The organism is Methylobacterium sp. P5_C11 (assembly GCF_054049775.1).
Window position 1 is genome coordinate 1 of sequence record NZ_JBFULS010000041.1, and the last position, 25991, is coordinate 25991.

At 70.7% G+C, this 25991-nt stretch carries 20 protein-coding genes; 11 read left to right on the forward strand and 9 right to left on the reverse strand.

The features are described from left to right. The 4 genes from ACXJKQ_RS19400 to ACXJKQ_RS19415 form a co-directional block, all read right to left on the reverse strand. On the reverse strand, positions 1 to 2445 hold a 2445-nt coding region (locus tag ACXJKQ_RS19400; RefSeq protein WP_457107355.1), incomplete at its 3' end, for an efflux RND transporter permease subunit. A 370-nt stretch (positions 2446 to 2815) separates the two neighbouring features. Then, positions 2816 to 5938 carry an MdtB/MuxB family multidrug efflux RND transporter permease subunit gene (locus ACXJKQ_RS19405; RefSeq protein ID WP_457107356.1) on the reverse strand — a complete coding sequence of 1041 codons (3123 nt, stop codon included), beginning with the start codon at positions 5936 to 5938 and terminating at the stop codon, positions 2816 to 2818. A gap of 274 nt (positions 5939 to 6212) precedes the next feature. Continuing rightward, positions 6213 to 7619: an MdtA/MuxA family multidrug efflux RND transporter periplasmic adaptor subunit gene (locus tag ACXJKQ_RS19410; RefSeq protein WP_457107357.1), complete on the reverse strand. Its 1407-nt coding sequence runs from the start codon at positions 7617 to 7619 to the stop codon at positions 6213 to 6215. A gap of 293 nt (positions 7620 to 7912) precedes the next feature. Further along, positions 7913 to 8089: a hypothetical protein gene (locus tag ACXJKQ_RS19415; RefSeq protein ID WP_457107358.1), complete on the reverse strand. Its 177-nt coding sequence runs from the start codon at positions 8087 to 8089 to the stop codon at positions 7913 to 7915. A 385-nt stretch (positions 8090 to 8474) separates the two neighbouring features. Between ACXJKQ_RS19415 and ACXJKQ_RS19420 the strand changes: the two genes are divergently transcribed. The 4 genes from ACXJKQ_RS19420 (at position 8475) to ACXJKQ_RS19435 (ending at position 12458) form a co-directional block, all read left to right on the forward strand. Next, positions 8475 to 9629, forward strand: coding sequence for an aminotransferase (locus ACXJKQ_RS19420; RefSeq protein WP_457107359.1), 1155 nt, complete (start codon positions 8475 to 8477; stop codon positions 9627 to 9629). Between the two features lie 81 nt (positions 9630 to 9710). Continuing rightward, entirely contained in the window at positions 9711 to 10205 is a 495-nt protein-coding gene (locus ACXJKQ_RS19425; RefSeq protein ID WP_457107360.1) for a DUF4112 domain-containing protein, read from the forward strand. 97 nt (positions 10206 to 10302) lie between these two features. Next, entirely contained in the window at positions 10303 to 11523 is a 1221-nt protein-coding gene (locus ACXJKQ_RS19430; protein WP_457107361.1) for an ABC transporter permease, read from the forward strand. 392 nt (positions 11524 to 11915) lie between these two features. Beyond that, positions 11916 to 12458, forward strand: a complete 543-nt coding sequence (locus ACXJKQ_RS19435; protein WP_457107362.1) for a MucR family transcriptional regulator — start codon at positions 11916 to 11918, stop codon at positions 12456 to 12458. A gap of 56 nt (positions 12459 to 12514) precedes the next feature. Here ACXJKQ_RS19435 and ACXJKQ_RS19440 read toward each other — a convergent pair whose 3' ends face one another. Continuing rightward, complete coding sequence (locus ACXJKQ_RS19440) at positions 12515 to 13948, reverse strand: FAD-linked oxidase C-terminal domain-containing protein (RefSeq protein WP_457107363.1); 1434 nt, start codon at positions 13946 to 13948, stop codon at positions 12515 to 12517. A 207-nt stretch (positions 13949 to 14155) separates the two neighbouring features. On the opposite strand from ACXJKQ_RS19440, the gene ACXJKQ_RS19445 reads away from it, so the two are divergent. Next, on the forward strand, positions 14156 to 15193 hold the full coding sequence (locus tag ACXJKQ_RS19445; protein ID WP_457107364.1) for a KpsF/GutQ family sugar-phosphate isomerase: 1038 nt from the start codon (positions 14156 to 14158) through the stop codon (positions 15191 to 15193). A gap of 171 nt (positions 15194 to 15364) precedes the next feature. Here the strand turns inward: ACXJKQ_RS19445 and ACXJKQ_RS19450 are convergent, their stop codons facing one another. From ACXJKQ_RS19450 to ACXJKQ_RS19460, 3 genes are all read right to left on the reverse strand, one after another. Next, entirely contained in the window at positions 15365 to 16156 is a 792-nt protein-coding gene (locus ACXJKQ_RS19450) for an SHOCT domain-containing protein (protein WP_457107365.1), read from the reverse strand. A gap of 156 nt (positions 16157 to 16312) precedes the next feature. After that, on the reverse strand, positions 16313 to 16912 hold the full coding sequence (locus tag ACXJKQ_RS19455; RefSeq protein ID WP_457107366.1) for a nitroreductase family protein: 600 nt from the start codon (positions 16910 to 16912) through the stop codon (positions 16313 to 16315). Between the two features lie 81 nt (positions 16913 to 16993). Further along, positions 16994 to 18061: a GSCFA domain-containing protein gene (locus ACXJKQ_RS19460; RefSeq protein WP_457107367.1), complete on the reverse strand. Its 1068-nt coding sequence runs from the start codon at positions 18059 to 18061 to the stop codon at positions 16994 to 16996. A 41-nt stretch (positions 18062 to 18102) separates the two neighbouring features. Between ACXJKQ_RS19460 and ACXJKQ_RS19465 the strand changes: the two genes are divergently transcribed. Beyond that, positions 18103 to 19170 carry a WcbI family polysaccharide biosynthesis putative acetyltransferase gene (locus ACXJKQ_RS19465; protein WP_457107368.1) on the forward strand — a complete coding sequence of 356 codons (1068 nt, stop codon included), beginning with the start codon at positions 18103 to 18105 and terminating at the stop codon, positions 19168 to 19170. A gap of 59 nt (positions 19171 to 19229) precedes the next feature. Here the strand turns inward: ACXJKQ_RS19465 and ACXJKQ_RS19470 are convergent, their stop codons facing one another. Then, positions 19230 to 19619 (reverse strand): response regulator, encoded by a 390-nt coding sequence (locus tag ACXJKQ_RS19470; RefSeq protein ID WP_457107369.1) that lies wholly within the window; start codon positions 19617 to 19619, stop codon positions 19230 to 19232. A gap of 348 nt (positions 19620 to 19967) precedes the next feature. Here ACXJKQ_RS19470 and pal point away from each other — a divergent pair, with 348 nt between their 5' ends. The 5 genes from pal (at position 19968) to ACXJKQ_RS19495 (ending at position 25947) form a co-directional block, all read left to right on the forward strand. Further along, on the forward strand, positions 19968 to 20462 hold the full coding sequence (gene pal, locus ACXJKQ_RS19475; RefSeq protein WP_457107370.1) for a peptidoglycan-associated lipoprotein Pal: 495 nt from the start codon (positions 19968 to 19970) through the stop codon (positions 20460 to 20462). 120 nt (positions 20463 to 20582) lie between these two features. Further along, the gene (gene ybgF / locus ACXJKQ_RS19480; protein WP_457107371.1) at positions 20583 to 21575 is read left to right on the forward strand and encodes a tol-pal system protein YbgF; all 993 of its coding nucleotides are present in this window, start codon (positions 20583 to 20585) and stop codon (positions 21573 to 21575) included. 71 nt (positions 21576 to 21646) lie between these two features. After that, entirely contained in the window at positions 21647 to 22726 is a 1080-nt protein-coding gene (gene tilS, locus ACXJKQ_RS19485; RefSeq protein WP_457107372.1) for a tRNA lysidine(34) synthetase TilS, read from the forward strand. Positions 22727 to 22729: 3 nt separating this feature from the next. Next, positions 22730 to 24652 carry an ATP-dependent zinc metalloprotease FtsH gene (ftsH, locus tag ACXJKQ_RS19490; protein WP_457107373.1) on the forward strand — a complete coding sequence of 641 codons (1923 nt, stop codon included), beginning with the start codon at positions 22730 to 22732 and terminating at the stop codon, positions 24650 to 24652. 482 nt (positions 24653 to 25134) lie between these two features. Further along, the gene (locus tag ACXJKQ_RS19495) at positions 25135 to 25947 is read left to right on the forward strand and encodes a sulfite exporter TauE/SafE family protein (RefSeq protein ID WP_457107374.1); all 813 of its coding nucleotides are present in this window, start codon (positions 25135 to 25137) and stop codon (positions 25945 to 25947) included. Positions 25948 to 25991 lie beyond the last annotated feature (44 nt).

Here is a 25991-nt window from a genome sequence, read left to right on the forward strand (position 1 = left end):
GCCCGGGCTGCTGGTGCCGGTGGCCGCGTTGGTGTTGACGCTGCCGCCCGCCGCCACCGTGCCGGCCACCGCGTTGGTGGTGGCCGCACCCGGCGCGTTGCCGCCCGAGGTCGAGACGTAGATCTGCTTGAGCGTCTCCGGCGTCTCCAGGTAGCGCGGCGCGATCTCCATCACGACGTGGTACTGGTTCAGCGGATTGTAGATCGTCGAGACCTGGCGCTGGCCGAAGGCGTCATAGAGGGTGTTGTCGATCTTGTTCGGCGTGATGCCGTAGCGGAACGCGGTCGCCCGGTCGATCACGACCCGGCTCTCCAGCCCGCCTTCCTGCTGGTCGGACGTCACGTCCGCGAAGGTGGGATCCTTCTGGAGGGCGGCCACCAGCTTCGGGGCGGCGGCGAACAGCTCCTCGGCGGTATCCCCCTGGAGGGTGTACTGGTACTGGGCGAAGCTCTGGCGCCCGCCCATCTGCAGGTCCTGGCGCGGGAAGACGTAGAGCCGCGCGCCCGCGACCTGCGCGAGCTTCGGCCGCAGCCGCGCCATCACGGCCGAGATCGGCGCCCGCTCGTTGAGGGGCTTCAAGCCGACGAACACATTGGCCGAGTTAGTGCCGCGGCCGCCCGTGAAGCCGACGACGCTTTCCACCGCCGGGTCCGCGCCGACGATCGCGGTCGCCTGCTTGAGCTTCTTCTCCATCGACTGGAACGAGATGCGCTGGTCGGCCTGGATGCCGCCCATCATCTGCCCGGTATCCTGCTCGGGGAAGAAGCCCTTCGGGACGATCACGTAGAGGTAGACGTTGAGACCCACCGTGGCGAGCAGGCTCAGCAGGACGAGGCGGGGATGCGCGAGCGCCACCGCGAGCGTCCGCGCGTAGGCGCCGAGCAGCCAGGTGAAGCCGCCCTCCAGGATCCGGATCAGCCAGTTCGGTCGCCGCCCCGCCGGGGGTTCGCCGTTCGGGCCGTGCCCCTCGGCCCGGAGCAACCGGGCACACATCATGGGGGTCGTGGTGAGCGACAACACCAAGGAAATCAGGATCGACAGGGACAGGGTGACGGAGAATTCCTGGAAGATCCGACCGACGAGGCCGCCCATCAACAGGATCGGCAGGAATACCGCGATGAGCGACAGGCTCATCGAGATCACCGTGAAGCCGACCTCCCGGGCGCCGATCAGCGCCGCCTGGAGCCGGGGCTTGCCCTCCTCGATGTGCCGCTGGACGTTCTCCAGCACCACGATGGCGTCGTCGACGACGAAGCCGGTGCCGATGATCAGGGCGGTGAGCGACAGGATGTTGAGCGAGTAGCCGAGCAGGTACATCGCCGAGAAGGTGCCGATGATCGAGATCGGCACGGCGACCGCCGGAACCAGGGTGGCCCGCCAGGAGCGCAGAAACCCGAACACCACCAGGATGACGAGGCCGACCGCCACCAGCAGCGTCTCCTCGGTGGCCGAGAGCGAGGCGCGGATCGTGGCGCTGCGGTCGCCGGTGAGCTTGATGTCGATGCCGCCGGGGAGCGCCGCGGTGATCTGCGGCAGGGCCTCCTTCACGGCGTTGATGGTCTCGACCACGTTGGCGCCGGGCTGCTTGTAGACGAACAGCAGCACGCCGGACTTGCCGTTGACGATGCCGAGGTTGCGCTTGTCCTCGACGCCGTCGAGCACCTGGCCGACATCGGTGAGCTTCACCGCCGCGCCGTTGCGGTAGGCCACGATGATGTCGCGGTAATCGGCGGCCTTGCGGCCCTGGTCGTTGGCGTAGAGCTGGTAACGGCGGTCCCCGGCATCGATCTCGCCCTTGGGCGAGTTGGCGTTGGCGGAGGCGAGCGCCGCCCGGATGCCCTCCAGGCCGATGCCGTAGTTGAACAGGGCCGTCGGATCGAGTTCGACCCGCACGGCCGGCAGGGACGAGCCGCCGATATCGACGTTGCCGACACCGGGGAGCTGCGAGAGCTTCTGCTGCACGACGGTGGCGGCGGAATCGTAGACCTGGCCGCGGGTCAGCGTCTCCGAGGTCATGCCGAGGATGATGATCGGCGTGTCGGCGGGGTTGAACTTCCGGTAGGTCGGGTTCTGCCGGAGGGCCGTCGGCAGGTCGGCGCGGGCGGCGTTGATGGCGGCCTGCACGTCGCGGGCCGCGCCGTCGATGTCGCGATTCAGGCCGAACAGCAGGACGATCCGGGTGGAGCCCAGCGCGTTTGTGGACGTCATCTCGTTGACGTCCGCGATGGCGCCGAGCCGCCGTTCGAGGGGCGCCGCCACGGTGGTGGCCATGGTCTCGGGCGAGGCCCCGGCCATCTGCGCCTGGACGAGGATGACCGGGAAGTCGATCTGCGGCAGCGGCGCCACCGGCAGCTTCAGGAAGGCGAACAGCCCGGCGAGCAGCACGCCGATCGTGAGCAGCGTGGTCGCCACCGGCCGCCGGATGAACGGCTCGGAGATGTTCACGGGTGGGGGCTCCCGGCTTCAGGCCAGGACGCCAGCTGCGTGAGAGACGGTGTCGGGCCACCGACCTTCGTCGCGGCAGGGGTGTTCGCCCCAATCGGTCGGTGACCGGTGTCGGTGGCAAAGCGCGACCTGCCCCCTCTCCCGTGCGAGAGAGGGTTGGGGTGAGGGGCGAGAACGTTCAGGATGGAGCACGCCATCGACGTACGGAGCCGTCGCGACTTCTCCGGATGCCGCACACCCCTCACCCTGTCCCTCTCCCGAACGGGAGCGGGGACCCGCGCTCCAGACAGCAGCTTTAGGGCCGCCTGCGACGGCTGACACCGCAAGCCCGCCGAGGGGGGAGGGAGAGCCGCGGGATCGTCCCGCCCCGTCACGGCAACACCTCGCCGCCTTCAATCTCCGGGCGCCGCCCGGAAATCCGCCGCTCCAGCCGGTCAAAAGCCAAATAAATCACCGGCGTCGTGAACAGGGTCAGCACTTGGCTGACGATCAGGCCGCCGGCGATGCAGATGCCCAGCGGCTGGCGCAGCTCCGAGCCGACGCCGGTGCCGAGGATCAGCGGCACCGCGGCGAAGAGCGCCGCCAGCGTCGTCATCAGGATCGGCCGGAAGCGCAGGAGGCAGGCCTGGAAGATCGCCTCGCGGGGCTCGAGCCCGTCCTCGCGCTCCGCCTGGAGCGCGAAGTCGATCATCATGATCGCGTTCTTCTTCACGATGCCGATCAGCAGCACGATGCCGATCACCGCGATGATGTCGAGCGACAACCCGAACAGCATCAGGCCGAGCAGCGCCCCGATCCCCGCCGACGGCAGGGTCGAGAGGATCGTGATCGGGTGGATGAAGCTCTCGTAGAGCACGCCCAGCACGATGTAGACCGTGACGATCGCCGCGAGCACCAGGAACAGCTCGTTGCCGAGCGCCGACTGGAAGGCGAAGACCGAGCCCTGCGGCACCACGCGGAACGAGGGCGGCAGCCCGATCGCGGCCCTGACCCCGTCGATCGCCTCCACGGCCTGGCCCAGGGCCGCGCCCGGGGCGAGGTTGAACGACACGGTGGTGGCCGGGAACTGGCCGAGATGCGAGATCAGGAGCGGCGCCCGCCGCTCGCTGATCCGCGCCACCGCGGAGAGCGGCACCTGCCCGTTGGTCGCCGTCGACGAGGGCAGGTAGATCGCGTCAAGGCTGCGCAGGGTCGTGTGCAGCTTCGGATCGGCCTCCAGGATCACCCGGTACTGGTTGGACTGGGTGAAGATCGTCGAGATGATGCGCTGGCCGAAGGCGTCGTAGAGGGCGTTGTCGATCGTGGCCGGGGTGATGCCGTAGCGGCCGGCGGTGGGCCGGTCGATGGTCACGTAGGCGGCGAGTCCCTGGCCCTGGTGGTCGCTCGCCACGTCGGCCACCACGGGCGACTTCGCCAACGCCTCGGTGAAGCGCGGCACCCAGGTCTCGAAATCGTCGATGTTCGGGCTCTCGAGGATGACCTGGTACTGGGTCGCCGAGACCGCGGTGTCGATGGTCAGGTCCTGGACCGGCTGCATGTAGAGCCGCATGCCGGGCTGATGGGCGGCGGCCGCCGAGATCCGCCGGATGATCGCGCTGGCGGAGGCCGTGCGCGCCGCCTGGGGTTTCAGGTTGATCAGCATCCGGCCGGAATTCAGCGTGACGTTCTGGCCGTCGACCCCGATGAACGAGGACAGGCTCGCCACGTCCGGATCCTTCAGGACGATCTCGGCCATCCGCTGCTGGCGCTCGGCCATGGCCGCGTAGGAGACCGACTGGTCGGCCTGGGTGATGCCCTGGATCACGCCGGTGTCCTGCACCGGGAAGAAGCCCTTGGGGATCACCACGAACAGGTAGACGGTGAGTCCCAGCGTGCCCAGAGCCACCAGCAGCGTCAGGCCCTGGTGGTCGAGGACCACCCGCAGGGAGCGCCCGTACGACGCGATCGTGCCGTCGATGGCGCGTCGGCCGAGGCGGGACAGAGCGCCCTCCCGCCGGCGGGGCGCGGCCTCGGGCACGTGCTTCAGGAGCCGCGCGCACAGCATCGGCACCAAAGTCAGCGACACCACCGCCGAGATGATGATGGTCGCCGCCAGGGTGATGGCGAATTCGTGGAACAGCCGCCCGACCACGTCGCCCATGAACAGGAGCGGGATCAGCACCGCGATCAGCGAGACGGTCAGCGAGATGATGGTGAAGCCGATCTCGCGCGAGCCCTTGAGCGCCGCCTCCAGGGGCGAGTCGCCGGCCTCCACGTGGCGGGCGATGTTCTCGATCACCACGATGGCGTCGTCGACCACGAAGCCGGTGGCGATGGTGAGCGCCATCAGCGACAGGTTGTCGAGGGAGAAGCCGTAGAGGTCCATCACCGACAGGGCGCCGACCAGCGACAGGGGCACCGACAGGCTCGGGATCAGGGTCGCCGACAGGCTGCGCAGGAACAAGAAGATCACCAGCACCACCAGGGCGATGGCGAGGCCGAGCTCGAACTGCACGTCCTCCACGGAGGCGCGGATCGTGGTGGTCCGGTCGGTGAGCGGCGCCACCGCCACGGCGGCCGGCAGGCTCGCCTGGAGCTGCGGCAGCAGCGACTTGATCTTGTCGACCGTGGCGATGACGTTGGCGCCCGGCTGGCGCTGGATGTTGAGGATCACGGCCGGCGTCGCGTCGGCCCAGGCGCCGAGCTTGGTGTTCTCGGGCCCCTCGACCACGTCGGCCACCTCCGAGAGCATCACCGGGGCGCCGTTGCGGTAGGCGATGATCGCGGAGTTGTAGGCCTTCGGGTCGCGGATCTGGTCGTTGGCGTTGATCGCGTAGGACTGCGTCGGCCCGTCGATCGTGCCTTTCGGCGTGTTGACGTTGAGGTTGGTGATCGTGGTGCGCAGGTCGTCGATGTTGAGGCCGTAGGCGGCGAGCGCCCGCGCGTTGAACCGCACCCGCACGGATGGGCGCTGCCCGCCCGAGATGCTCACGAGGCCGACGCCCGCCACCTGGCTGATCTTCTGGGCCAGGCGCGACTCGGCGAGGTCCCGGACCTGGGTGAGCGGCAGGGTCTTGGAGGTCAGCGCCAGCGTCAGGACCGGCGCGTCGGCCGGGTTGACCTTGGCGTAGACCGGTGGCGCCGGCAGATCCGAGGGCAGCAGGTTGCCGGCGGCATTGATCGCCGCCTGGACCTGCTGCTCGGCGATGTCGAGGGACAGGTCCAGGCTGAACTGCAGGGTGATGACCGAGGCGCCCGCGGAGGACTGCGAGGTCATCTGGTTGAGGTTGGCGAGCTGGCCGAACTGCCGCTCCAGGGGCGCCGTGACCGAGGAGGTCATCACCTCGGGGCTGGCGCCCGGATAAAAGGTCTGGACCTGGATGGTCGGGTAGTCGACGGCCGGCAGCGCCGAGACCGGCAGGTTCAGGTACGACACGCCGCCGACGATCAGGATCGCCAGCATCAGCAGCGTCGTGGCCACCGGGCGGAGGATGAACAGGCGGGACGGGTTCATCGCCGGCGCCCGCTATCCATCCCCGGGCCGGGGAGGGTGACACGTCCGGGCCTCGGGATCGCGAGGGACGGGTCTCCCGGGCTCGCCCTCATCCTGAGGCGCCGAAGCGGAGCGGAGGCCTCGAAGGAGCCCTCCAGACAGCGCTGCGATCCCTGGAGCCTTCCTTCGAGGCTGCTGCGCAGCACCTCAGGATGAGGGTGCGATTGGGACCGGCCTCCCGAAGGATTCCCGCGAACAGGGGCGGTGAGGCCGCGCGTCCTGCGCGCTGCCCCGCTCACTGCGCCTGACGGCGCCGGTGCCGACGACCGCCCTCCGCTGCGCCCTGCGCATCCCCGGCGCCGCCGGCCGACGTGCCGGGCTTCACCTCAGTCTTGCCGTCCGTCCTGCCGTCCGTTTTCGCCGCCGCGGCCTTGCCGTCGCCCGCGGCCGCTTGCGCGCCCTCGGTGATCCGCACCGGCGCGCCGTCCTTCAGCCGGTCGGTGCCGTCGGTGACGACACGGTCGCCGGGGTTCAGGCCGGAGACCACCACGGTGGTGGTCCCGTCGGTCTCGCCGGTCTTGATCGGCCGGACCGTGACCTTGCTGTCCCCGTCCATCAGGTAGACGTAGGTGCCGGGCGTGCCCTGGAGCAGGCTGGAATTCGGCACCAGGGTCGCGCCCCGCACCGTGTCGACGGTCAGCTTGGCGTTGACGAACTGGTTCGGGAACAGCTCCTCGTCGGAATTGTCGAACAGCGCGCGCAGCTTCACCGTGCCGGTGGTCGTGTCGATCTGGTTGTCGACTGTGTCGAGCCGCCCGGTGGCGATCTCGTGGGCGTCGCCGCGGTCATAGGCCCGCACGGTGAGCTTGGCGCCCGCCCGCACCTGCCGCATCACCCGCGCGACGTCGTCCTCCGGCAGGGTGAAGATCACCGAGATCGGGTGCAGCTGGGTCACCACCACGATCGCCGTGGAGGCGGCCGAGATGTAGTTGCCCTGGTCGACCTGCCGCAGGCCCACCCGGCCGTCCACCGGCGACGTGATGTGGGTGTAGGCGATGTTGAGCTTCTGCTGGTCGACGAGTGCCTGGTCGGCCGCGACCGTGCCCTCGTTCTGCTTCACCAGGGCGCCTTGCGTGTCGACGTTCTGCTTCGAGATCGAGTCCTGCCGGTTCAGGGTCTGATAGCGCTGCAGGTCGAGCTTGGAGTTCTGGAGCAGCGCCTGGTCGCGGGCGAGCTGGCCCTGGTACTGGGCGAGCAGCGCCTCGTAGGGCCGTGAATCGATCTGCGCGAGTTCGTCGCCCGCCTTCACGGTCTGGCCCTCGCGGAACTTCACCTGGGTGAGGTAGCCGCTGATCTGCGACTTCACCGTCACGGTGGCCAGCGGCGTCACCGTGCCGAGGCCCTGGAGCACCACCGGCATGTCGCCGGTCGTGACCGCCGCGATGCCCACCGCCTGCGGCATGTCGGCGCCGCCGTGCCGGCCGCCGCGGCCGCCGGTCCGTTGAGCGGTGGCGGGCTCCGCGCCCTTGTCGGTGCGCGCCTCGTACCAGCGATGGCCGATCGCACCGGCGCCGGCGAGCAGCACCAGGATCACGAGCCAGCGGATCGGCCGGAACCGCCGCCTCCGGACGTCGCGCACGGGCGCCTCACCGGGCTGATAGGCCCGGGCCGTGTCGGTCCGGATCGGAGAACTCTCGTTCATGCCTGACTAGAGCACAGGCCGGCCGCCTGCGCGACCGTCGGCACCCTATCCCTCGCTGTCCAAGCCCCCATTCCGGCCTCCGCGGCGTCGCATCCTGCCGCACCCCGGAGAGCCGCGTTGGAGCGGCCCTCCCGTCCGGGTCGACGATTCCGATCCCGCGGGCGGGAGCGTAAGCCCATAACGTTGTCCGGGCTCCGAACGGCTCCCTGCCGCGGCGACATGTTCACCGAACCGCGTCGCCGTGCGGGTCCAGAGGTGCCCGTTCAATGCGCCGTCACTAGGGCGACGAGGTTTCACTCGTGTTGCTGGCTTCCGCCGGATGGATCCGGCGCCGCGTAGGCCCGCAGCACCGCATGGAAGGCCGCGTCCACGGGCCTGACCGCCACGGCGCGGCGCAGGCCGATCCCGAGGCCGCCGATCAGCAGAGCCAGGGCCAGGCAGACGAGGAGGGCGTGCGAGGGGGACCGCATCGTCGGGTTCCGGTGCCGGTCCGGCGATCGGAGCGGACGCCCCCGGACATGCCGAAAGGGCCACCGACCCGCAAGTCGATGGCCCTTCGTGAGGACCGGAGCGGCACCCCGCTGACGGGGCGAGGGGGCGAAGCCCCGCCGGCGGTTGCGCCGCTCCGGCCGTGACCGCAACGTACGGTACGAGTGATGAATGTCAACATTCGTCAGTCGATCGGTGCGAGCTGGAATCGGGGTCTGTGCGAGCGCGCACATTCCGCAACGTGCGGCACCCATGGTAGAGGCCGCGGCGGAGCCGAGTTCCGTCAACAGGTCCTGCCCGCAAATCCCGCCCGCAAATCCCCTTCGGATCGAGCCCACCGATGTCCGGCATCGCGTTCCGCGCCGCATGAATCCCCTCTTCGCCGCGCTCCCGACGACGGTGTTCGAAACCATGTCGCGGCTCGCGCGCGTCCACGGCGCGATCAACCTCGGCCAGGGCTTCCCCGACGATCCGGGCCCCGAGGATGTCCGCGCGCACGGAGCCCGGGCGCTCCGCGAGGGCTGGAACCAGTATCCGCCGATGATGGGGCTGCCGGCCCTGCGGGAGGCGGTCGCCGCCCATTACGCCGCGCACCAGGGTCTCGACCTCGATCCCGAGACCGAGGTGATGGTGACCTCCGGGGCCACCGAGGCGCTGGCCGGGGCGCTCCTGGCGCTGATCGAGCCCGGCGACGAGGTCGTGCTGTTCGCGCCCATGTACGACGCGTACCTGCCCCTCGTCCGGCGTGCCGGCGGCGTGCCGCGGATCGTGGCCCTGCAGCCTCCGGCCTTCCGCCTCGACGAGGCGGCCCTGGCGGAGGCGTTCGGGGCGCGCACCCGGGTCGTGGTGCTGAACAATCCCCTCAATCCGAGCGCGACGCTGTTCGCGCCCGACGACCTCGACCTGCTCGCCCGCTACTGCCGACGCTTCGACGTGACCGCCCTCTGCGACGAGGTATGGGAACACGTGGTGTTCGACGGTGCCCGCCACCGGCCGCTGATGGCGCTGCCCGGGATGCGGGAGCGGACCGTGAAGATCGGCTCGGCGGGCAAGATCTTCTCCCTCACCGGTTGGAAGGTCGGGTTCGTCATGGCCGATGCCCGGCTGATGCGCGGGCTCGCCAAGGCGCACCAGTTCCTCACCTTCACCACGCCCCCGAACCTCCAGGAGGCGGTGGCCTACGGCCTCGGGAAGCCGGTCCCGTGGTTCGAGACGATGCGGGCCGGCTACGCCCGCTCCCGCGACCGGCTGGCCGGCGGCCTGCGCGACCTCGGCTTCACCGTGCTGCCGGCCCAGGCCACGTGGTTCCTCAACATCGACATCGCGGACCTCGGCTACGCCGACGATGCGGCGTTCTGCGAGGCGCTTGTCACCCGGCACGGCGTCGCGGCGATTCCCGTGAGCGCCTTCTACCCGGATGCCGCGGTGCGCAATATCGTCCGGCTGTGCTTCGCCAAGGAGGACGCCACCCTGGATGCGGCTCTCGACCGCATGCGCGGCCTCGCCGGGAGGGCGGCGTGAGCCGCGGGGGCGCCGTCCTTGCGGGGATCCGACCGGGGGGCCACATCGTTGGGCACGATGGCTTCCCCACGGATCCCGACCATGGACTTCACCCAGGCTGCCCAGGCCGGGCGCTTCGCCCGTGCCGAGACCTTGTCCGGCGGCGAGACCCGCTCCGGCCCCCGGCCCGCCTTCCTGTCGGCGGATCTCGGCCGCGAGGCGAGCCTCGCCCGGCTCGAGACGCTGGCTCACCTGATGGACACGGCCTTCGTCATCCCGGGCCTCAACCGGCGGGTCGGGTTCGACGCGCTGATCGGCCTCGTGCCGGTGATCGGCGACGTGGCCGGCATGGTGATCTCGTCCTTCATCGTCTACGAGGCCAAGCGCCTCGGGGCGCCGCGCTGGATGCTCGCCCGGATGGGGCTGAACGTCGCCTTCGACGGGCTGATCGGCGCAGTGCCGCTGGCGGGCGACCTGTTCGATGCCGCCTTCAAGGCCAACCGCCGCAACGTCCGCCTGCTGCGCCGCTGGATGGAGCGCAGCGGCGACGTGCGTCCCACCGAGATCGACGGCACCGCGACCCGGCTCGACGGCTGAGCGCGTCCGGCATCCGCTCCGCAGGCGGTTCAGCGCCCGCCCGGCCGGGTCCCCCGGCGGTGGGATCGCGCGCGGCGTGGTGCGGGAGGCAGCACGGATGAACGAAGTCACCCGTCCCGGTGGCGGCGAGGTCGTGCCGGCGCCGATGCCCGGCGCCCAGCCGCTGGTCCTGCGCCCGGACGAGGGCGCACCGCCCCCGGTCCCGACCGAGGCCGCCGGCCGACGTCTGCGCCTGTCGCCGCTCAACCGGCGCCGCGTCGACAATTTTCGCCGCAACCGGCTCGGCTACGGGTCGTTCCTGATCTTCGCGGTCCTGTTCGTCGCGAGCCTGTTCGCGGAATTCATCGCCAACGACCGCCCGATCCTGCTGTCCTACAAGGGCGAGTGGCTCGTCCCGGTGCTGGTCGACTATCCCGAGGAGAAGTTCGGCGGATTTCTCGCCACGACCGATTACCGGTCCTCCGAGATCCGCAAGGAGATCGCGGCGAACGGCTGGGCGCTGTGGCCGCCGATCCCGTTTTCGTACGACACGATCAACGAGGATCTGCCGACGCCCTCGCCGTCGCCGCCGACTTGGATGCTCACGGACGCGCAGTGCCGGCCCGTGGCGGAGAAACTCGGCGGGACGACCTGCGCGGACATCCCCTGGCACTGGCTCGGCACCGACAACACCACGCGGGACGTGCTCGCGCGGGTGATCTACGGCTTCCGCATCTCGGTGCTGTTCGGCCTGATCCTGGCGGCCATCTCCTCGGCGATCGGCGTGGTGGCCGGGGCCGTGCAAGGCTATTTCGGCGGCTGGGTCGATCTTGCCTTCCAACGCTTCATCGAGGTCTGGGGCGGAATCCCGACCCTCTACCTGATCATCATCATCTCGGCCTTCATCGCCCCGGGCTTCTTCGTGCTGCTCGGGATCATGCTGTTGTTCTCCTGGGTGTCGCTGGTCAGCGTCGTGCGCGCCGAGTTCCTGCGGGCGCGCAACTTCGAATACGTCCGGGCCGCGCGGGCGCTGGGCCTGTCGAACATCCGGATCATGACGGTCCATCTGCTGCCGAACGCCATGGTGGCGACGCTGACCTTCCTACCGTTCATCCTCAACGGCTCGATCACCACCCTCACATCGCTGGACTTCCTGGGATTCGGGCTGCCGCCGGGGTCGCCGTCACTCGGCGAGCTCCTGGCACAGGGGAAGGACAATCTGACGGCCCCGTGGCTCGGATTGACAGGCTTCCTAGTCATCGCCGTGATGTTGAGCCTGCTCGTCTTCGCCGGCGAGGCGGTGCGCGACGCCTTCGACCCGCGCAAGACGTTCGTCTGAGGCCCAGACCGGCGGGCGAAAATGACGCAGGCGGCCGTCATGCGTCCACACAACGGTGCGACGATTGACGGTCGTTCCGGCCCGGTCGGACGGCGACGGTGCGGCACCGTCCGGGATCGGACCCGAACCCGAGGGTAACGGTCTCTGCCGGCAACGAAAACCCGGCCACAGGATCCGACTAGCATTCGCGGGTCCGGCGGGGACAAAACGCCTCAGAAGTGTGCCCGAAGTACCGCCAATGCAACCATACCCTGTAAGCTGCGCAGGGTGTTGCAGACTTAGACTTTCGACAGATCACAGATAATTGTATGGAGCGTCTTGCATTTTTCAGACGCTATCTTAACTCGCGAAAAGTGAGGGTCCCAACAGGCTTTGTGCCCAGGAAAGTGAGAATGTCAGAAGCTGCGCCGACATCGCAATTGGACTACATCGAGCGGACCGTGGACGTCGTCGCGGCCTACGTTTCCAACAACTCGCTGCCGTCGGCCGATCTGCCGGCGCTGATCGCCAGCATCCACGAGGCGCTCAACACGATCGGATCCGGCCCCGCCGCCGCGACCGCCGAGAGCGTCGAGCGGCCGACGCCCGCGCAGATCCGCAAGTCGATTCGTCCCGACGGACTGGTCAGCTTCATCGACGGCAAGCCGTACAAGACGCTCAAGCGTCACCTGACCAAGCACGGGCTTGATCCGCAGAGCTACCGCGAGCGCTACGGTCTGCCGACCGATTACCCGACCACCTCGGCGAATTACTCGGCGCAACGCTCGGCCCTCGCCAAGAGCCTGGGGCTCGGCCAGCCCGGACGCGCCCAGTCCGCCGACAAGGACGAGTCCGAGCACGCCGAAGAAGCATCCGGCCCCGCGCAGGGCCGCCGCAAGGGCGGGGCCACCGCCGGCAAGGGCCGCGGCGCGAGCCGCAAGGTCGAGGCTGCCTGATCGTCCGGGACGCCGCGGTCGGAACCGGGACCCGGTTCAGGCCAAGGCGGCCCTGATCAGGCTGCGAGCCGCCCGTCCAGCGGAAAGACCTTGGCGGGGTTCAGCATCCAGTCGGGATCGAACACCGCCTTGACCCGCATCTGCTGCTCGAGATCGACCTGATCGTACTGGAAGCGCATCAGGTCGCGCTTCTCGATACCGACCCCGTGCTCGCCGGTGAGGCAGCCGCCGACCGCGACGCAGAGTTTCAGGATCTCGTCGCCGGCGGCCTCGGCCTTCTGCAACTCGCCGGGCCGGTTGATGTCGAACAGGATCAGCGGGTGCAGGTTGCCGTCGCCCGCGTGGAACACGTTGGCGACCCGCAACCCTTTCTCGGCGCAGATCGCGCCGATCCGTTCCAGCACCGGCCCGAGCTGGCCGGTGGGAATCGTGCCGTCCATGCAGATGTAGTCGGAGATCCGGCCGGTGGCGCCGAAGGCCGACTTGCGGCCCTTCCAGATCGCCGCGGATTCGGCCTCCGAGCGCGAGACCCGCACGCTGGTCGGGCGGAAGTCCTTCGCGATCCGCTCGATCCGCGCCAGCATCGCGTCGCACTCGGTGTCCGAGCCCTCGACCTCGATGATCAGCATCGCCTCGGCGTCGCGGGGATAGCCGGCCTGGGCGAAATCCTCGGTGATGAGGATCGCCTCCCGGTCCATGTACTCGATCGCCACCGGGATGATGCCGGCCGCGATGATCGCCGCCACGCAGTCGCCGGCATCCTCGACCTTCGAGAAGCCCACGAGGACCGGCCGCGCCCCTTCCGCCGCGCGCAGGATCCGCACGGTGGCCTCGGTGACGATCCCGAGCTGCCCCTCCGAGCCGCAGACGAGGCCGAGCAGGTCGTAGCCGCCGCTGTCGAGGTGCGGGCCACCGATCTCCACGACGGTGCCGTCGTTGAGCACCAGGGTGACGCCCAGCAGGTTGTTGGTGGTCACGCCGTATTTGAGGCAGTGGGCGCCGCCGGAATTCATCGCAATGTTGCCCGCGATGGTGCAGGCGAGCTGGCTCGACGGGTCGGGGGCGTAGAAGAAGCCCTCGTGGCTGACCGCGCCGGAGATCGCCAGGTTGGTGATACCGCTCTGCACCCGGGCGGTGCGGTTGGCGAAGTCGAGGTCGAGGACCTTGGTCATCTTGCCGACGCCCAGGATGATCGCGTCGGCCTGCGCGATGGCCCCGCCCGCCAGCGAGGTGCCGGCCCCGCGGGGCACGACCCGCACGTTGTTGGCGTGGCAATAGGCCATCACGGCGGCGACTTCTTCCGTCGTGGACGGCAGCACCACGGCCAGCGGCATCTGCCGGTAGGCGGTCAGCCCGTCGGTCTCGAAGGCCCGGCGCTCGTCCTCGCTCACCACCAGGGCCTCCGGCGCCACCAGGGGCGCGAGGCCCGCCAGGATCGCGTCGCGGCGGGCGAGGATCGCGGGGTCGGGATCGGGGAAGCGGATGGTCATGGGGCTTGTGCCCTCCTTCGGCCCGCGTGGCGGGATGGCGCTGCCGCAGCATGGACCCGCCGGCACGGGGCTTCAACCGGGCTGCGGCGCTGCGTCGTCCCCGCGTCACATTTCAACCACGACGACTGCCTAGCGTCACCGCACACGCTTCGCACCGCCGGCCCCTCGGGCCCGCGGACCCGGCCGGACGGGTCCAGAACGGATACGATGAACGCTCCCGCCTCCAGCGCCCTGCGCGACGACCGCCGCGACGACCCCTTCGAAGCGCCGTCCGCGCACCTCGCCACCACCCGCGACCTCGGAATGCGCAGCCTCCAGCTGGGCATCGCGGCCCTGCAGGAGACGGGTGCGGCGTTCCAGGGGCGGCTCGGCGTGGCCTTCGAGGAGGCGGTGCAGACGATCCTGCAGAGCAAGGGCCGGGTCATCGTCAGCGGCATCGGCAAGAGCGGGCATATCGGGCGCAAGATCGCCGCGACGCTGGCCTCCACCGGCACCCACGCCTTCTTCGTCCACCCCACCGAGGCGAGCCACGGCGATCTCGGGATGATCGCCCGGGACGACGTGATCATCGCGTTGTCGTGGTCCGGGGAGACCGCGGAACTGTCCGATCTCGTGGGCTTCAGCCGCCGCTTCTCGATTCCGCTCGTCGCCATCACCCGCAACGGCGAGAGCACGCTGGGCAAGGCCGCCGACGTGCTTCTCGAACTGCCGCGGGTGCGGGAGGCCTGCCCGCACGACCTCGCACCGACCTCCTCCAGTCTGATCCAGCTGGCGCTGGGCGATGCCCTGGCGGTCGCCCTGCTGGAGCGGCGCGGCTTCACCTCGGCGCGCTTCCACACCCTGCATCCCGGCGGCACCCTGGCGGCCCGCCTCAAGACCGTGCAGCAGGTGATGCACGGCCCCCAGGACATGCCGCTGGTGCATGAGACCGCACTGATGTCCGAGGTGCTGATCGAGATCGCGGCGCGGCGCTACGGCTGCGTCGGCGTCACCGACGGGGCCGGACGGCTGGTCGGCATCGTCACGGACGGCGACCTGCGCCGTCACATGGGCCCGGCGATCCTCGACACGCCGGTCTCGACGGTCATGACCCGCGACCCGATCACCGTCGAGCCGCACAAGCTCGCCCAGGCCGCGCTGGAACTGATGAATCGCCGGCTGATCACGGCGGTCTTTGCGGTCACGGACGGCCGGCCGGTCGGCATCGTGCACGTCCACGACCTGCTGCGCGCCGGCATCGCCTGACGTCCGGTCCGGTTCCCCCCGGGATCGGCGGCACCGGCATGGGCTGCGGCCGGAGGGGCATATCCCGACTGGTCAGGATCATACGCCCCAAGGCGAGACGGGAACGGGCGCCATCGCCGGCCGACCGCATGCCTGCGTCGGACCCCGGCCGATGGATGACCTGACCGTCCGCTAAAGCCGAGCCAGCAGCTCCGCCTTCTTGTCCGAGAACTCCCGGTCGGTGAGCACGCCGCGTGCGTGCAGATCGGCCAGCCGCTCGAGCGTCGCGAGCACGTCGCCCGGAGACGACCGGTCCGGCGCCGCGGCGCCGGTGAAGGCTCGGATCTCCGCCGGGTCGGCTTGGCGCGGATCCACCTGCTGCGGATCCACCTGCCGCGGGGCGGCGACCTCCGCCTCGATCCGGCGCAGCCTGTCGAGGGCAACGGCGCCGGCCGGCCCGGTGAAACCGAGGTTGCCGTTCGCCTGCGACACGCCGGTGATGCGGTGATCGCCGGTATCGTAGAGGGCGATGCCCGAGCCCGACTCGACGGCGAGCCGCCGACGCTCCGGAAAATAGGCGTAGCGCATCCCGTCCTGCGCGCCGGTGCTGGCCGGCGATCCCAGACCGGCCGGCCACCACTCGCCGCCGCCGCGCCGCGCCGCGGGCGCGGCGTCCGAGAAACTGCCCGCCGGCAGGGAGCCGGCCAGCTCGGTGCAGAGCGCACCGACCCGCGCCTTCAGGGCATCGTCGAACATCCGGCCGACCATCACCATGCCGCCGGCGAACCACTGGCCCATCCCCCCGAGATCCGGATGGTCGAACTGTGCCATCGTGCCGTGGCCGCGCTCCAGCGCCTGCACGAGATGGCGCACGGCATCGAGGCTGACGCCATGACGCTCGGCCACGCTCTGCAGTCCCGAGACGTGGTCGAACGGTCCGTCATCGAGGAAAACGTCGCGCGGGGCGCGGTCGGACGGGTTCATGAGCCAGCTCCCGATTCGTCGCAGGGCGGACCGGATCGGTGCAGGCCCGGCGCTCCGCCGCTCTCCCTGCCAGGCCTGTGGCGGTGAGCCCCAGGCCGGCGACGCCGGTGCGATGCGGACACAATCCCTGGTCGAAGGCCCCGGTTCCAGCCCGCCTCAGCCCGCGTCGGACGGGAACGCGCCCGCGATGGTGAAGTCCGTGATCGGCCGGCGGCCGTTCGGCGTCTCGCGGGGCCGCTGCTCCTCGGTGAGGTCCGCCTCGGGCGTCTTGCGGCCGACCGCGAAGGCGGCCTCGATCCGGTGGTTCTCGGGCAGGCGCAGGACCTCGGGGGCGCGGACATGGTCGAAGCCGACCATGCCGTGGGCGTGCCAGCCCTGGTGGATCGCCTGGAGCTGGAAGGCCAGCGAGGCGGTGCCGGCGTCGAAGGAGTGGCTGTAGGACGGCTTCAGCTCGTCGCCGACCTTCATGAGCCCGTTCGAGACCAGGAACAGGATCGCGCCGGTGCCGGACACCCATTTCTGATTGCCGGGCACCAGCAGGCCCAGGAAGGTCTCCCAGTTGGCGTCGTCCCGGATCGCGTAGAGGAACCGCCAGGGCTGCGAGTTGTAGGCGGAGGGCGACCAGCGCGCCGCCTCGATCATCCGCATCAGCTCGGATTGGGGCACGGCCTCGCCCGTGAAGGCGCGGGGCGAGTGCCGCTTCACGAAGACCGGATCGATGTCGTGGTCGGCGCGGCGGGACGGGGGCAGGCTCAAGGCATTCGTCTCCGGAGGGGCGGGGCGCCCCGGGCAAGGCCGAGCTTGCCCGAAAGGGCCGGCCGGAGGCAAACCCTGGGCCTACGCCACGCTGCGCTCGATCTCCTCTTCGTCGCAGATCACGCCGGCATTGCCCTCGAACTCGGCCGCGAGGTCGACGGGGGCGTGGGTCGGCGCCGGCGAGACCCGGTCGCGGGCGAAGGTCGCCAGGAACAGGCGCATGACGTGGCGGACGCCCGCGTCGTTGATGGTGCGCTGGTCCTCGTTGTAGTAGCGCCCGGCATTCACGTTGCTCGTGACGATGTCGTAAGCGGGGAAGTAGACCGCCCGCGGGTCGCCGCGGCCGACCACCTCGCCGGCCGCCACCCGCAGCACCGACTTGGAGTAGCTGTTCGACTCCATCACGTGCCGGTCCATGTAGGTGGCGATCATCGGCACCGGCGAGACCGTGAAGATCACCCGCGCCTTCGGGTTCACGCTCCAGAGCCGGTCGAGGAAGCCGTTGAGGTCGCCCAGAACCTCACCCGCGCCCGCGTTGACGCACTCGTAGAGGTCCGGATCGAAGGTGCCGCCCGCGACGCCCGGAGCCAGCGGCAGCGCCGCGCCGTCGGCCCGCCAGCGCCAGCCCTCGGTGAGGCCGAGCGTCAGCACGAACACGTCGAGCGTCTCGAACAGGCGGCGCACCTCGGCGAGGTGCGCGTCGCGCGCCGCGACAACCTCGGCCTCGCTGGCGAAGCCCGCCGGCTCGACCGTGGGACGGAACGGGTCGACGTAGCGGCCGTCGTCGCGCAGCCACGCCTTCAGCTCCGGCTCGAACTTGCCGTAGGCCCGGTCGAAAAGCTGCACGAACTGGCGCGTGTAGTAGAGGTTGCCGTACCGCGCCGAGAACGTGCCGAATTGGCGGGCATTGGCCTCCTCGGCGCTCATGCCGGGGGTCGGCGGCTCGGTCAGGTAGTAGTTGAAGCCGGCGCCGCGCACTGCCTCGGCCACCCGCTGGGCGAAGCAGGACCCGCCAGTGGCGACCTTGTCGGTCGGCCCGATCACGAACGTGTCCTTCGGGTGCGGATTGACCGCGAAGGGCGGCACGTTGGTGACGACCTTGCGCCAGAATCGCTCGGCCGGTAGACCCGTATACGGATTCAACGCCATCTTCGAACCCTCTTCTTCACGACGGCGACAGGCCCTCGGGGGTGCTGTTCCGTCCGCTGACACCGGCACGCGACGTGGCCCTGAACGACCTGCCCCGGCGCGCCCGCAGCGCGTTCACGTTCCCGACACCCAGTTGGGCGCCCACCTGGGCGACACCATGGCGGAACCGCGCCCGCGCCGCTACGACCCGTGACGGCCCGTCGATCGCGGTTCTGGGCAATTGCCAGGCGCGGGGCATCGCCCGGGCCATGCGCCTGCTCGCGCCGCGGAGCCCGGTGCGCTACCTGCCCATGGGCTCTCTGAAGCGCGACCACGGCCATGTCGACGGCCTGATCCGGACCCTGCGCGCCCACGACCACGTCTTCTCGCAGGCCTTCCCGGCCGGGCTGATCCCGGGCGGCGACGTCGCCACGCTGCGCGCCGCCGATCCGCGGCTCAAGCTGTTCCCGTCGATCGTGTTCTCGGCCTACCACCCGGACATGGTCTATGTCGGCCAGGCCTCCGACCTCGCCGCCCTCAGGCTGACACCGTCGCCGATGGGGCAGTACCACTCGGCGATCGCGCTGACCGCCCACCGGCTCGGTCTCGAGCCGAAGCGTACCGTCGGCCTGTTCCGCGAGGCGGTATTCGCCCGCCTGGGCTATCTCGACCACTGGGATCCGGCGGTCCGCGAACTCGTCGGCGCGGCCGCCGCCCTCGGCTTCGGGCTGGAGCGCGAGGTGACCCGCTGGGCGCGCCGCGGCGCCTTCATGCACCTGATGAACCATCCCAAGGTCCATGTCCTCGGCGACATCGCCGGGCGGTTGCTGCAGGAGAGCGGGCTGACGCCCGAGCCCGTGACGATCGAGGATTACCTCGGCGACGAACTGGCCCAGGACGTGGTCTGGCCGATCTACCCGCCGGTCGCCGAGCATTTCGGTCTGACCGGCTCGTACTTGTTCAAGGCGAAGCCCCGGGGCGACGACTTCCCGGTGCTCTACGACCTGCCGGGCTTCATCGCGGCGAGCTTTGCCATCTACGACGCGGCGGCGCCGGGCGACCTCGCCTGCCCGCGGGTTGAGGCGTGGCTCGCCGCGCCGGAGATCGTGGCGCTGTTCCGGGGCGGCTGAGGCCACGGCGGATCGCGATTCGGGTCCGCCGGATCGGTCGAGGCCTCGGGGATGCGGTCTCAGCCGGCGGCGCGGAGGGGCGCGCCCAGGCCCTCGACCATTGTCCGCACCAGCCGGTTGACCTCCTGCACCTGGAACGGCTTGCGCAGGAACAGGCTGCCGGGGACGCCGATGCGGCCGTTCGCGTCGGTGGAGGTATAGACCACCGGCCGGTCGGGATGGATCGCCCGGAAGGCGTGGGCCACCGTCCAGCCGTCGATCAGGCCGGGCAGGTGGATGTCGGTGAACAGCCAGTCGATCGCGGCGCCCCGGTCGCGCAGGATGGTCAGCGCGGCCTCGCCCGTCGAGGCCTCGATCACCCGGATGCCGTGCGTCTCGCACAGGCTCGCGATGATCTCGAGGAGCAGATAGCTGTCCTCGACGATGAGAACGCTCTGAGCGGGGCGCATGACGGGGTCCGATGTTCAGCCCCCGGATTAGCTATCGACAGGGTTGACGATCTCTTAAGGCGCCGCTGGATCCGTTACCGCCGGCCGGCGCCACGCCTGTTGCAGCGCCGCAACCGAGGCGGCGGAAATGGCCTTTCCGGCCCGTCGGCCCCGCCGCTGCCGCATTCCGGGTGCGTTCCGGGTGCGTCAGCGCACGCCACCGACCGGTGCGGAACGCCACCACGCCCCCGCGCCGCTCGGCGGAACCGTCGCTTAACCATCGACGCCTACCTAACGGCCCCAGGACTACGCGGACCCGCCTCGAAGACCCGCAGCCGGCCTTCGGCACCGCTCGAGGAGTGATACACCATGCCCCAGCGTTTCCGCGCCGCCGCCCTCGGCTTCGCGCTCGTCGCCGGCCTCGGCCTCGGCGCCTGCAGCAACGACAAGGACCTCGCCGACGCCTCCGCGTTCGGGGCGGGCGCCGCGACCCCGGGCAGCGCGCAGGACTTCGTCGTCAATATCGGCGACCGGGTGTTCTTCGAGTCGGATTCCACCGACCTGACACCCACCGCGACCGCAACTCTCGACAAGCAGGCCGCGTGGCTGCAGCGCTACCCGCGCTACACCTTCATCATCGAGGGCCATGCCGACGAGCGCGGCACCCGCGAGTACAACTTCTCCCTGGGTGCCCGCCGAGCCCAGGCGGTGAACGACTACCTCGCCACCCGCGGCATCGGGGCGAGCCGGATGCGGACCGTCTCGTACGGCAAGGAGCGGCCGGTGGCGGTGTGCAACGACATCTCGTGCTGGTCGCAGAACCGCCGCGCGGTGATCGTCCTCGATCGCGGCGCCGGCGCGTAACGGCGCGGCCCCCGCGTCACGGAGGCGGTGCCGACCACCGCCGCCGCACCGCGCCGCAGTTTTGCCGCGGTGCGGCGCATCTGATAGGCCCTCGCGCCGACACCGGATCGCAGCCGCCCCATGCCCGCCCGCCTTCGCACCCGCCTCGCGTTCGCCACCGCCCTCGGCGCCCTGCTCCTCGGCCACCCGGCCGTCGCGCAGGATGCCTCCGAGCTGGTGGTGCGCCTCGGCCGCATCGAGAACCAGTCCCGGCTCATGGCCGGCCAGATCGAGACCCTCCAGTACGAGAACCGGCAGCTCAAGGAGCAGCTGCGCAAGTTCCAGGAGGACGTCGAGTTCCGCCTGAACGAGGGCAAGGGCGGCAAGGCCGCCCCCTCGGCCGCCCCTTCCTCCAGCCCGGCCGGCACCGTCAACGGCGGCAATCCGGGGTCCGGGCGTCCCGGCAAGCGCGGCGACGCCTTCGATCCGGGGCAAGCCCCCGGCGCCCCGGGCGCGCCGATGCAGCTCGGCAGCACGCAGCCCTCCGCACCGCTGCCGCCCCGGGAGGCCGTCGAGGCCGCCGAGGCTCCCCCCCGGGCGCAGCGCCTGCCCCAGGGTGCGATCGACGAGGAGGATGCGGATGCCGGGGCTCCCGGCTACGACGAGCCGGTGGACCTGCGCCCGCCCGCCCGGACCGGCGCGATCCCGGCGCGTCCCCCCGAGAGCGTCGCGGCGACCCGGACGGGCGATCCGGCCGCGGATTACGACGCCGCGGTCGAGCTGTACCGCGCCAAGCAGTACGAGCAGGCCGAGATGGGCCTGCGCCAATTCATCCAGTCGCATCCGCGCGACAACCGCGTCTCAGGCGCGACCTACTGGCTCGGCGAGAGCTACCTCGCCCGCGGCCGCAACCGCGAGGCCGCCGAGCAGTTCCTGAAGGTCTCCACCGACTACGCCCGCTCCTCCCAGGCCCCCGACGCCATGCTGAAGCTCGGCGTCACGCTCAACGCGCTGGGCGCCCGCGAGCAGGCCTGCGCGACGCTGGCCGAACTCGACCGGAAATTCCCGAATGCAGGCAGCGGCGTCCGCCAGGGCGTCGCCCGCGAGCAGAAGCGCGCCCGCTGCGGCGCCTGAGCGACCCGGGCGACCCGGTCCTCGGCGCCCTTCACCCCTGGCTCGACCCGGCCGCGCGCGGCGGGCGGATCGTGCTCCTCGCCGTCTCGGGCGGCCCCGATTCGAGCGCCCTGATGCACGCCGCCGCGAGCCTGCGCGACGCGACCGGCGCGTCCGTGCAGGTCGCCACCGTGAATCATGGTCTGCGCCCGGGCTCCGCCGCGGAGGCCGAGGCCGTCGGCCACGCCGCGCGGGCACACGGCCTCCCCCACGCGATCCTGCCCTGGGTCGGCGCGAAGCCCGGCACCGGCCTGCAGGAAGCGGCTCGAACCGCCCGATACGCCCTGCTCGCCGCCCACGCCGAGGCGGTCGGCGCCGGCCTCGTGCTGACGGGCCATACGCAGGATGACCAAGCCGAGACGGTGCTGATGCGGCTCGCGGCCGGCAGCGGCCCCGCGGGGCTCGCCGGCATGCGCGCCGAGCGGGTTCTCGGCCCCGGCATCGTGCTTGGGCGTCCGTTCCTGCACCTGCCGAAGGCGGCCCTGGTGGCGTGGTGCGAGGCGCGCGGCCTCCCGTATGTGCGCGATCCCGCCAACGCGGATCCGCGCTTCGCCCGCGGTCGCCTGCGCGCGGCCTGGCCGGTCCTGCACCGCGAGGGCCTGACCCCGGCGCGCCTCGCCCGGCTCGCCGAGCGCGCCGCCCGCGACGAGGCCGCCCTCCGGAGCGCGGCGGAGCAGGCCCTCGACGGGATGCGGTCGGGGCCGGAGACGGAGGCGGCCCTATGCCTCGACGGGACCGCCCTGGCGGCGCTGCCGGATGCCGTGGCCCTGCGCTGCCTCGATCTCGCCCTGACTCGGGTCGGCGCTGCGCCGCGCCGACTCGAGCGCCTCGAAACCCTGGTCCTCGAATCGCTGCTGCCGGCCCTGCGCCGCGGCGCGCCGATCCGGCGCTCCCTGGCGGGGTATCTGGTCTCCGCCGACGCCGCCGGGATCGTCCGTCTCACCCCCGCTCCGCAGCGCAAGCAGGGGGGCGCCCCTGCTGCCCTCGCCGCAGGGGTCCCCGAATTACTTGGCAAGGGGGAGCCCCCCGCCTACATTGGTGAAGTGTGCACGGATGGACAGGAACAGCCGCGTGGCGTGTCCGTCCCGGGGGTCGCACGCGCCAAGGATTGATCGATGAACCCGAATTTTCGCAACTTTGCCTTGTGGGTCGTCATCTTCCTGCTGGTGCTGGCCCTCGTCACCCTGTTCCAGAACCCGGGGCACCGGGGCGGCGGCAGCGAGATCGCCTACAGCCAGCTGCTCAACGATGCCGATTCCGGCAAGATCCAGTCGGTGGTGATCTCCGGGCAGGATGTGTCCGGCACCTATGTCGGGGGCGGCAACTTCACGAGCTACGCGCCCAACGACCCGAGCCTGGTCTCCAAGCTCCAGGGCAAGGGCGTCCAGATCACCGCCCGTCCCCCGTCCGACAACACCCCCTGGTTCATCCAGCTGCTGGTGAGCTGGCTGCCGATCCTGGTCTTCATCGGCGCTTGGATCTTCCTCTCGCGCCAGATGCAGTCCGGCGCCGGCCGCGCCATGGGCTTCGGCAAATCGAAGGCGAAGCTCCTGAACGAGGCCCACGGGCGCGTCAGCTTCGACGACGTCGCGGGCGTCGAAGAAGCGAAGGAAGATCTCCAGGAGATCGTGGAATTCCTCCGCGACCCCCAGAAGTTCCAGCGGCTCGGCGGCCGGATCCCCCGCGGCGTGCTGCTCGTCGGCCCGCCCGGCACCGGTAAGACCCTGATCGCCCGGGCGGTCGCGGGCGAGGCCAACGTGCCGTTCTTCACGATCTCGGGCTCCGACTTCGTCGAGATGTTCGTGGGTGTCGGCGCCAGCCGCGTGCGCGACATGTTCGAGCAGGCCAAGAAGAACGCGCCCTGCATCATCTTCATCGACGAGATCGACGCGGTCGGCCGCCACCGCGGCGCCGGCCTCGGCGGCGGCAACGACGAGCGCGAGCAGACCCTGAACCAGCTCCTCGTGGAGATGGACGGGTTCGAGGCCAACGAGGGCGTGATCATCATCGCGGCGACCAACCGCCCCGACGTGCTCGACCCGGCCCTGCTGCGGCCCGGCCGGTTCGACCGCCAGATCATGGTGCCGAACCCGGACGTCACCGGCCGCGAGCGCATCCTGCGGGTCCACGTCCGCAAGGTGCCGCTGGCCCCCGATGTCGATCTCAAGGTCATCGCCCGCGGCACCCCCGGCTTCTCGGGCGCCGACCTGATGAACCTCGTCAACGAATCGGCCCTGCTGGCGGCCCGCCGGGGCAAGCGCATCGTCACGATGCACGAGTTCGAGGACGCCAAGGACAAGGTCATGATGGGCGCGGAGCGGCGCACCCTGGTGATGACCGAGGACGAGAAGCGGCTGACCGCCTATCACGAGGGCGGCCACGCCATCGTGGCGTTCAACGTCCCGGCGACCGACCCGGTGCACAAGGCGACCATCATCCCGCGTGGCCGGGCGCTCGGCATGGTCATGCAGCTGCCGGAGCGCGACAAGCTCTCCATGAGCTTCGAGCAGATGACCTCGCGGCTGGCGATCATGATGGGCGGCCGCATCGCCGAGGAGATGACCTTCGGCCCCGACAAGGTGACCTCCGGCGCCCAGTCGGACATCGAGCAGGCGACCCGGCTCGCCAAGATGATGGTGACCCGCTGGGGCTTCTCGCCCGAGCTCGGCACCGTGGCGTACGGCGACAACAACGACGAGGTCTTCCTCGGCATGTCGATGGGCCGGCAGCAATCGGTCTCCGAGTCGACCGCCCAGAAGATCGATGCCGAGGTGCGCCGTCTCGTCGAGACCGGTCTGGAGGAAGCGCGCCGCATCCTGGCCGAGCACAAGGACGACCTGGAGGCCCTGGCGCAGGGGCTGCTCGAATACGAGACGCTCTCGGGCGACGAGATCCGCAACCTCCTCCGCGGCCAGCCGCCGATCCGCGACGGCGGTGACGTGCCGCCGACCCCGGCCCGGGGCTCCTCGGTCCCCTCGGCGGGGCGGGGACGGCCGAAGGAGAGCGACGGTGGCCTGGAGCCGCAGCCGCAGGCCTGAGGCACTGGCGTTGACGACCATCGGAAGGGGCGCCGCGAGGCGCCCTTTTTCGTGCCGTGCGGCGATTTCAGGCGTCGCTGCCGCGGTCCTTGCAGCCGCCCGCAGCGGGCCTGCAGCGCCGATGCCTCCGTCGGCGGTGCGCTCTCAGGATCGGGCGCAGGTTCCCTCTCCCGGGCGGGAGAGGGACAGGGTGAGGGATCAGGCCGGTCCGAGCGTGCCTCGACGCGGCTACGCGGGGATGGTCCGCCCGATCCTGGTCCGTCGTATCCCTCACCCCGACCCTCTCCCGCACGGGAGTGGGGGCGCGTTGCACTCTCTCATCAGCGGCGGTGTCCGCCCGCAACGCGTGATCATCGGCGCATCGCCCGTGACAAACCGGCCCTCCTGTCGGCGGATCGACGCCGTCAGCTTGGCCGGAGGCTCGGCGTCGTCCGACGAATCGGGAACACAGAACCCGTTCCACAGGCCGTAGCGAGATCCCGATGCCGGTCTCGACCTATCTCGTCGTCGCCCTGGGCGCCGTCGTCGCCGGCTTCGTGCAGGGTCTGTCGGGCTTCGCGTTCGGGCTCACCGCCCTGTCGTTCTGGGCCTGGGTGATCGACCCGCAGCTCGCCGCCGTGCTCGCCGTCTCCGGTGCCTTCACGGGCCAGGTCATCGCGGCGGTCTCGGTCCGGCGCGGGTTCGAGCCCAGGCGCCTTGCGCCCTTCATCCTCGGCGGCCTCGCCGGCATCCCCCTCGGCGTCCTCCTGCTGCCGCGGCTCGACGCCGACGGGTTCAAGATGGTCCTCGGCCTCCTGCTCATGGTCTGGTGCCCGACCATGCTGCTCGCCCGGAACCTGCCGCGGATCACGGCCGGCGGCCGGCTCGCCGACGCCGCGGTGGGCCTCGGCGGCGGGATGATGGGCGGGCTCGGCGGCTTCACGGGCGTGCTGCCGACCCTCTGGTGCACCCTGCGCCGCTACGAGCGCGACGTGCAGCGCTCGGTGATCCAGAACTTCAACCTCGCGATGCTCAGCGTGACCCTGGCGACCTACCTCGCCGCGGGGCTCGTCACCCGGGCGACGCTGCCGATGCTGGCGGTGATCCTGCCGGCGATGCTGGTCCCGACCCTGCTCGGCACCCGGATCTATCTCGGCATCAGCGAGGTCGCCTTCCGCCGGCTCGTGCTCGGCCTGCTGACCGTCGCGGGCCTCGCGCTGGTCTCTGCCTCGGCGCCGCGGCTCCTGCAGCGCGCCGGGCGCCCCATTTCGACCGCCTTTGTCGGGGACCACCCCATTGACTCTGCCGGCCGGTGAGCCGCCTGCGGGCGCGATAATCTGCTAAGCTGTGCCCGGTCAGC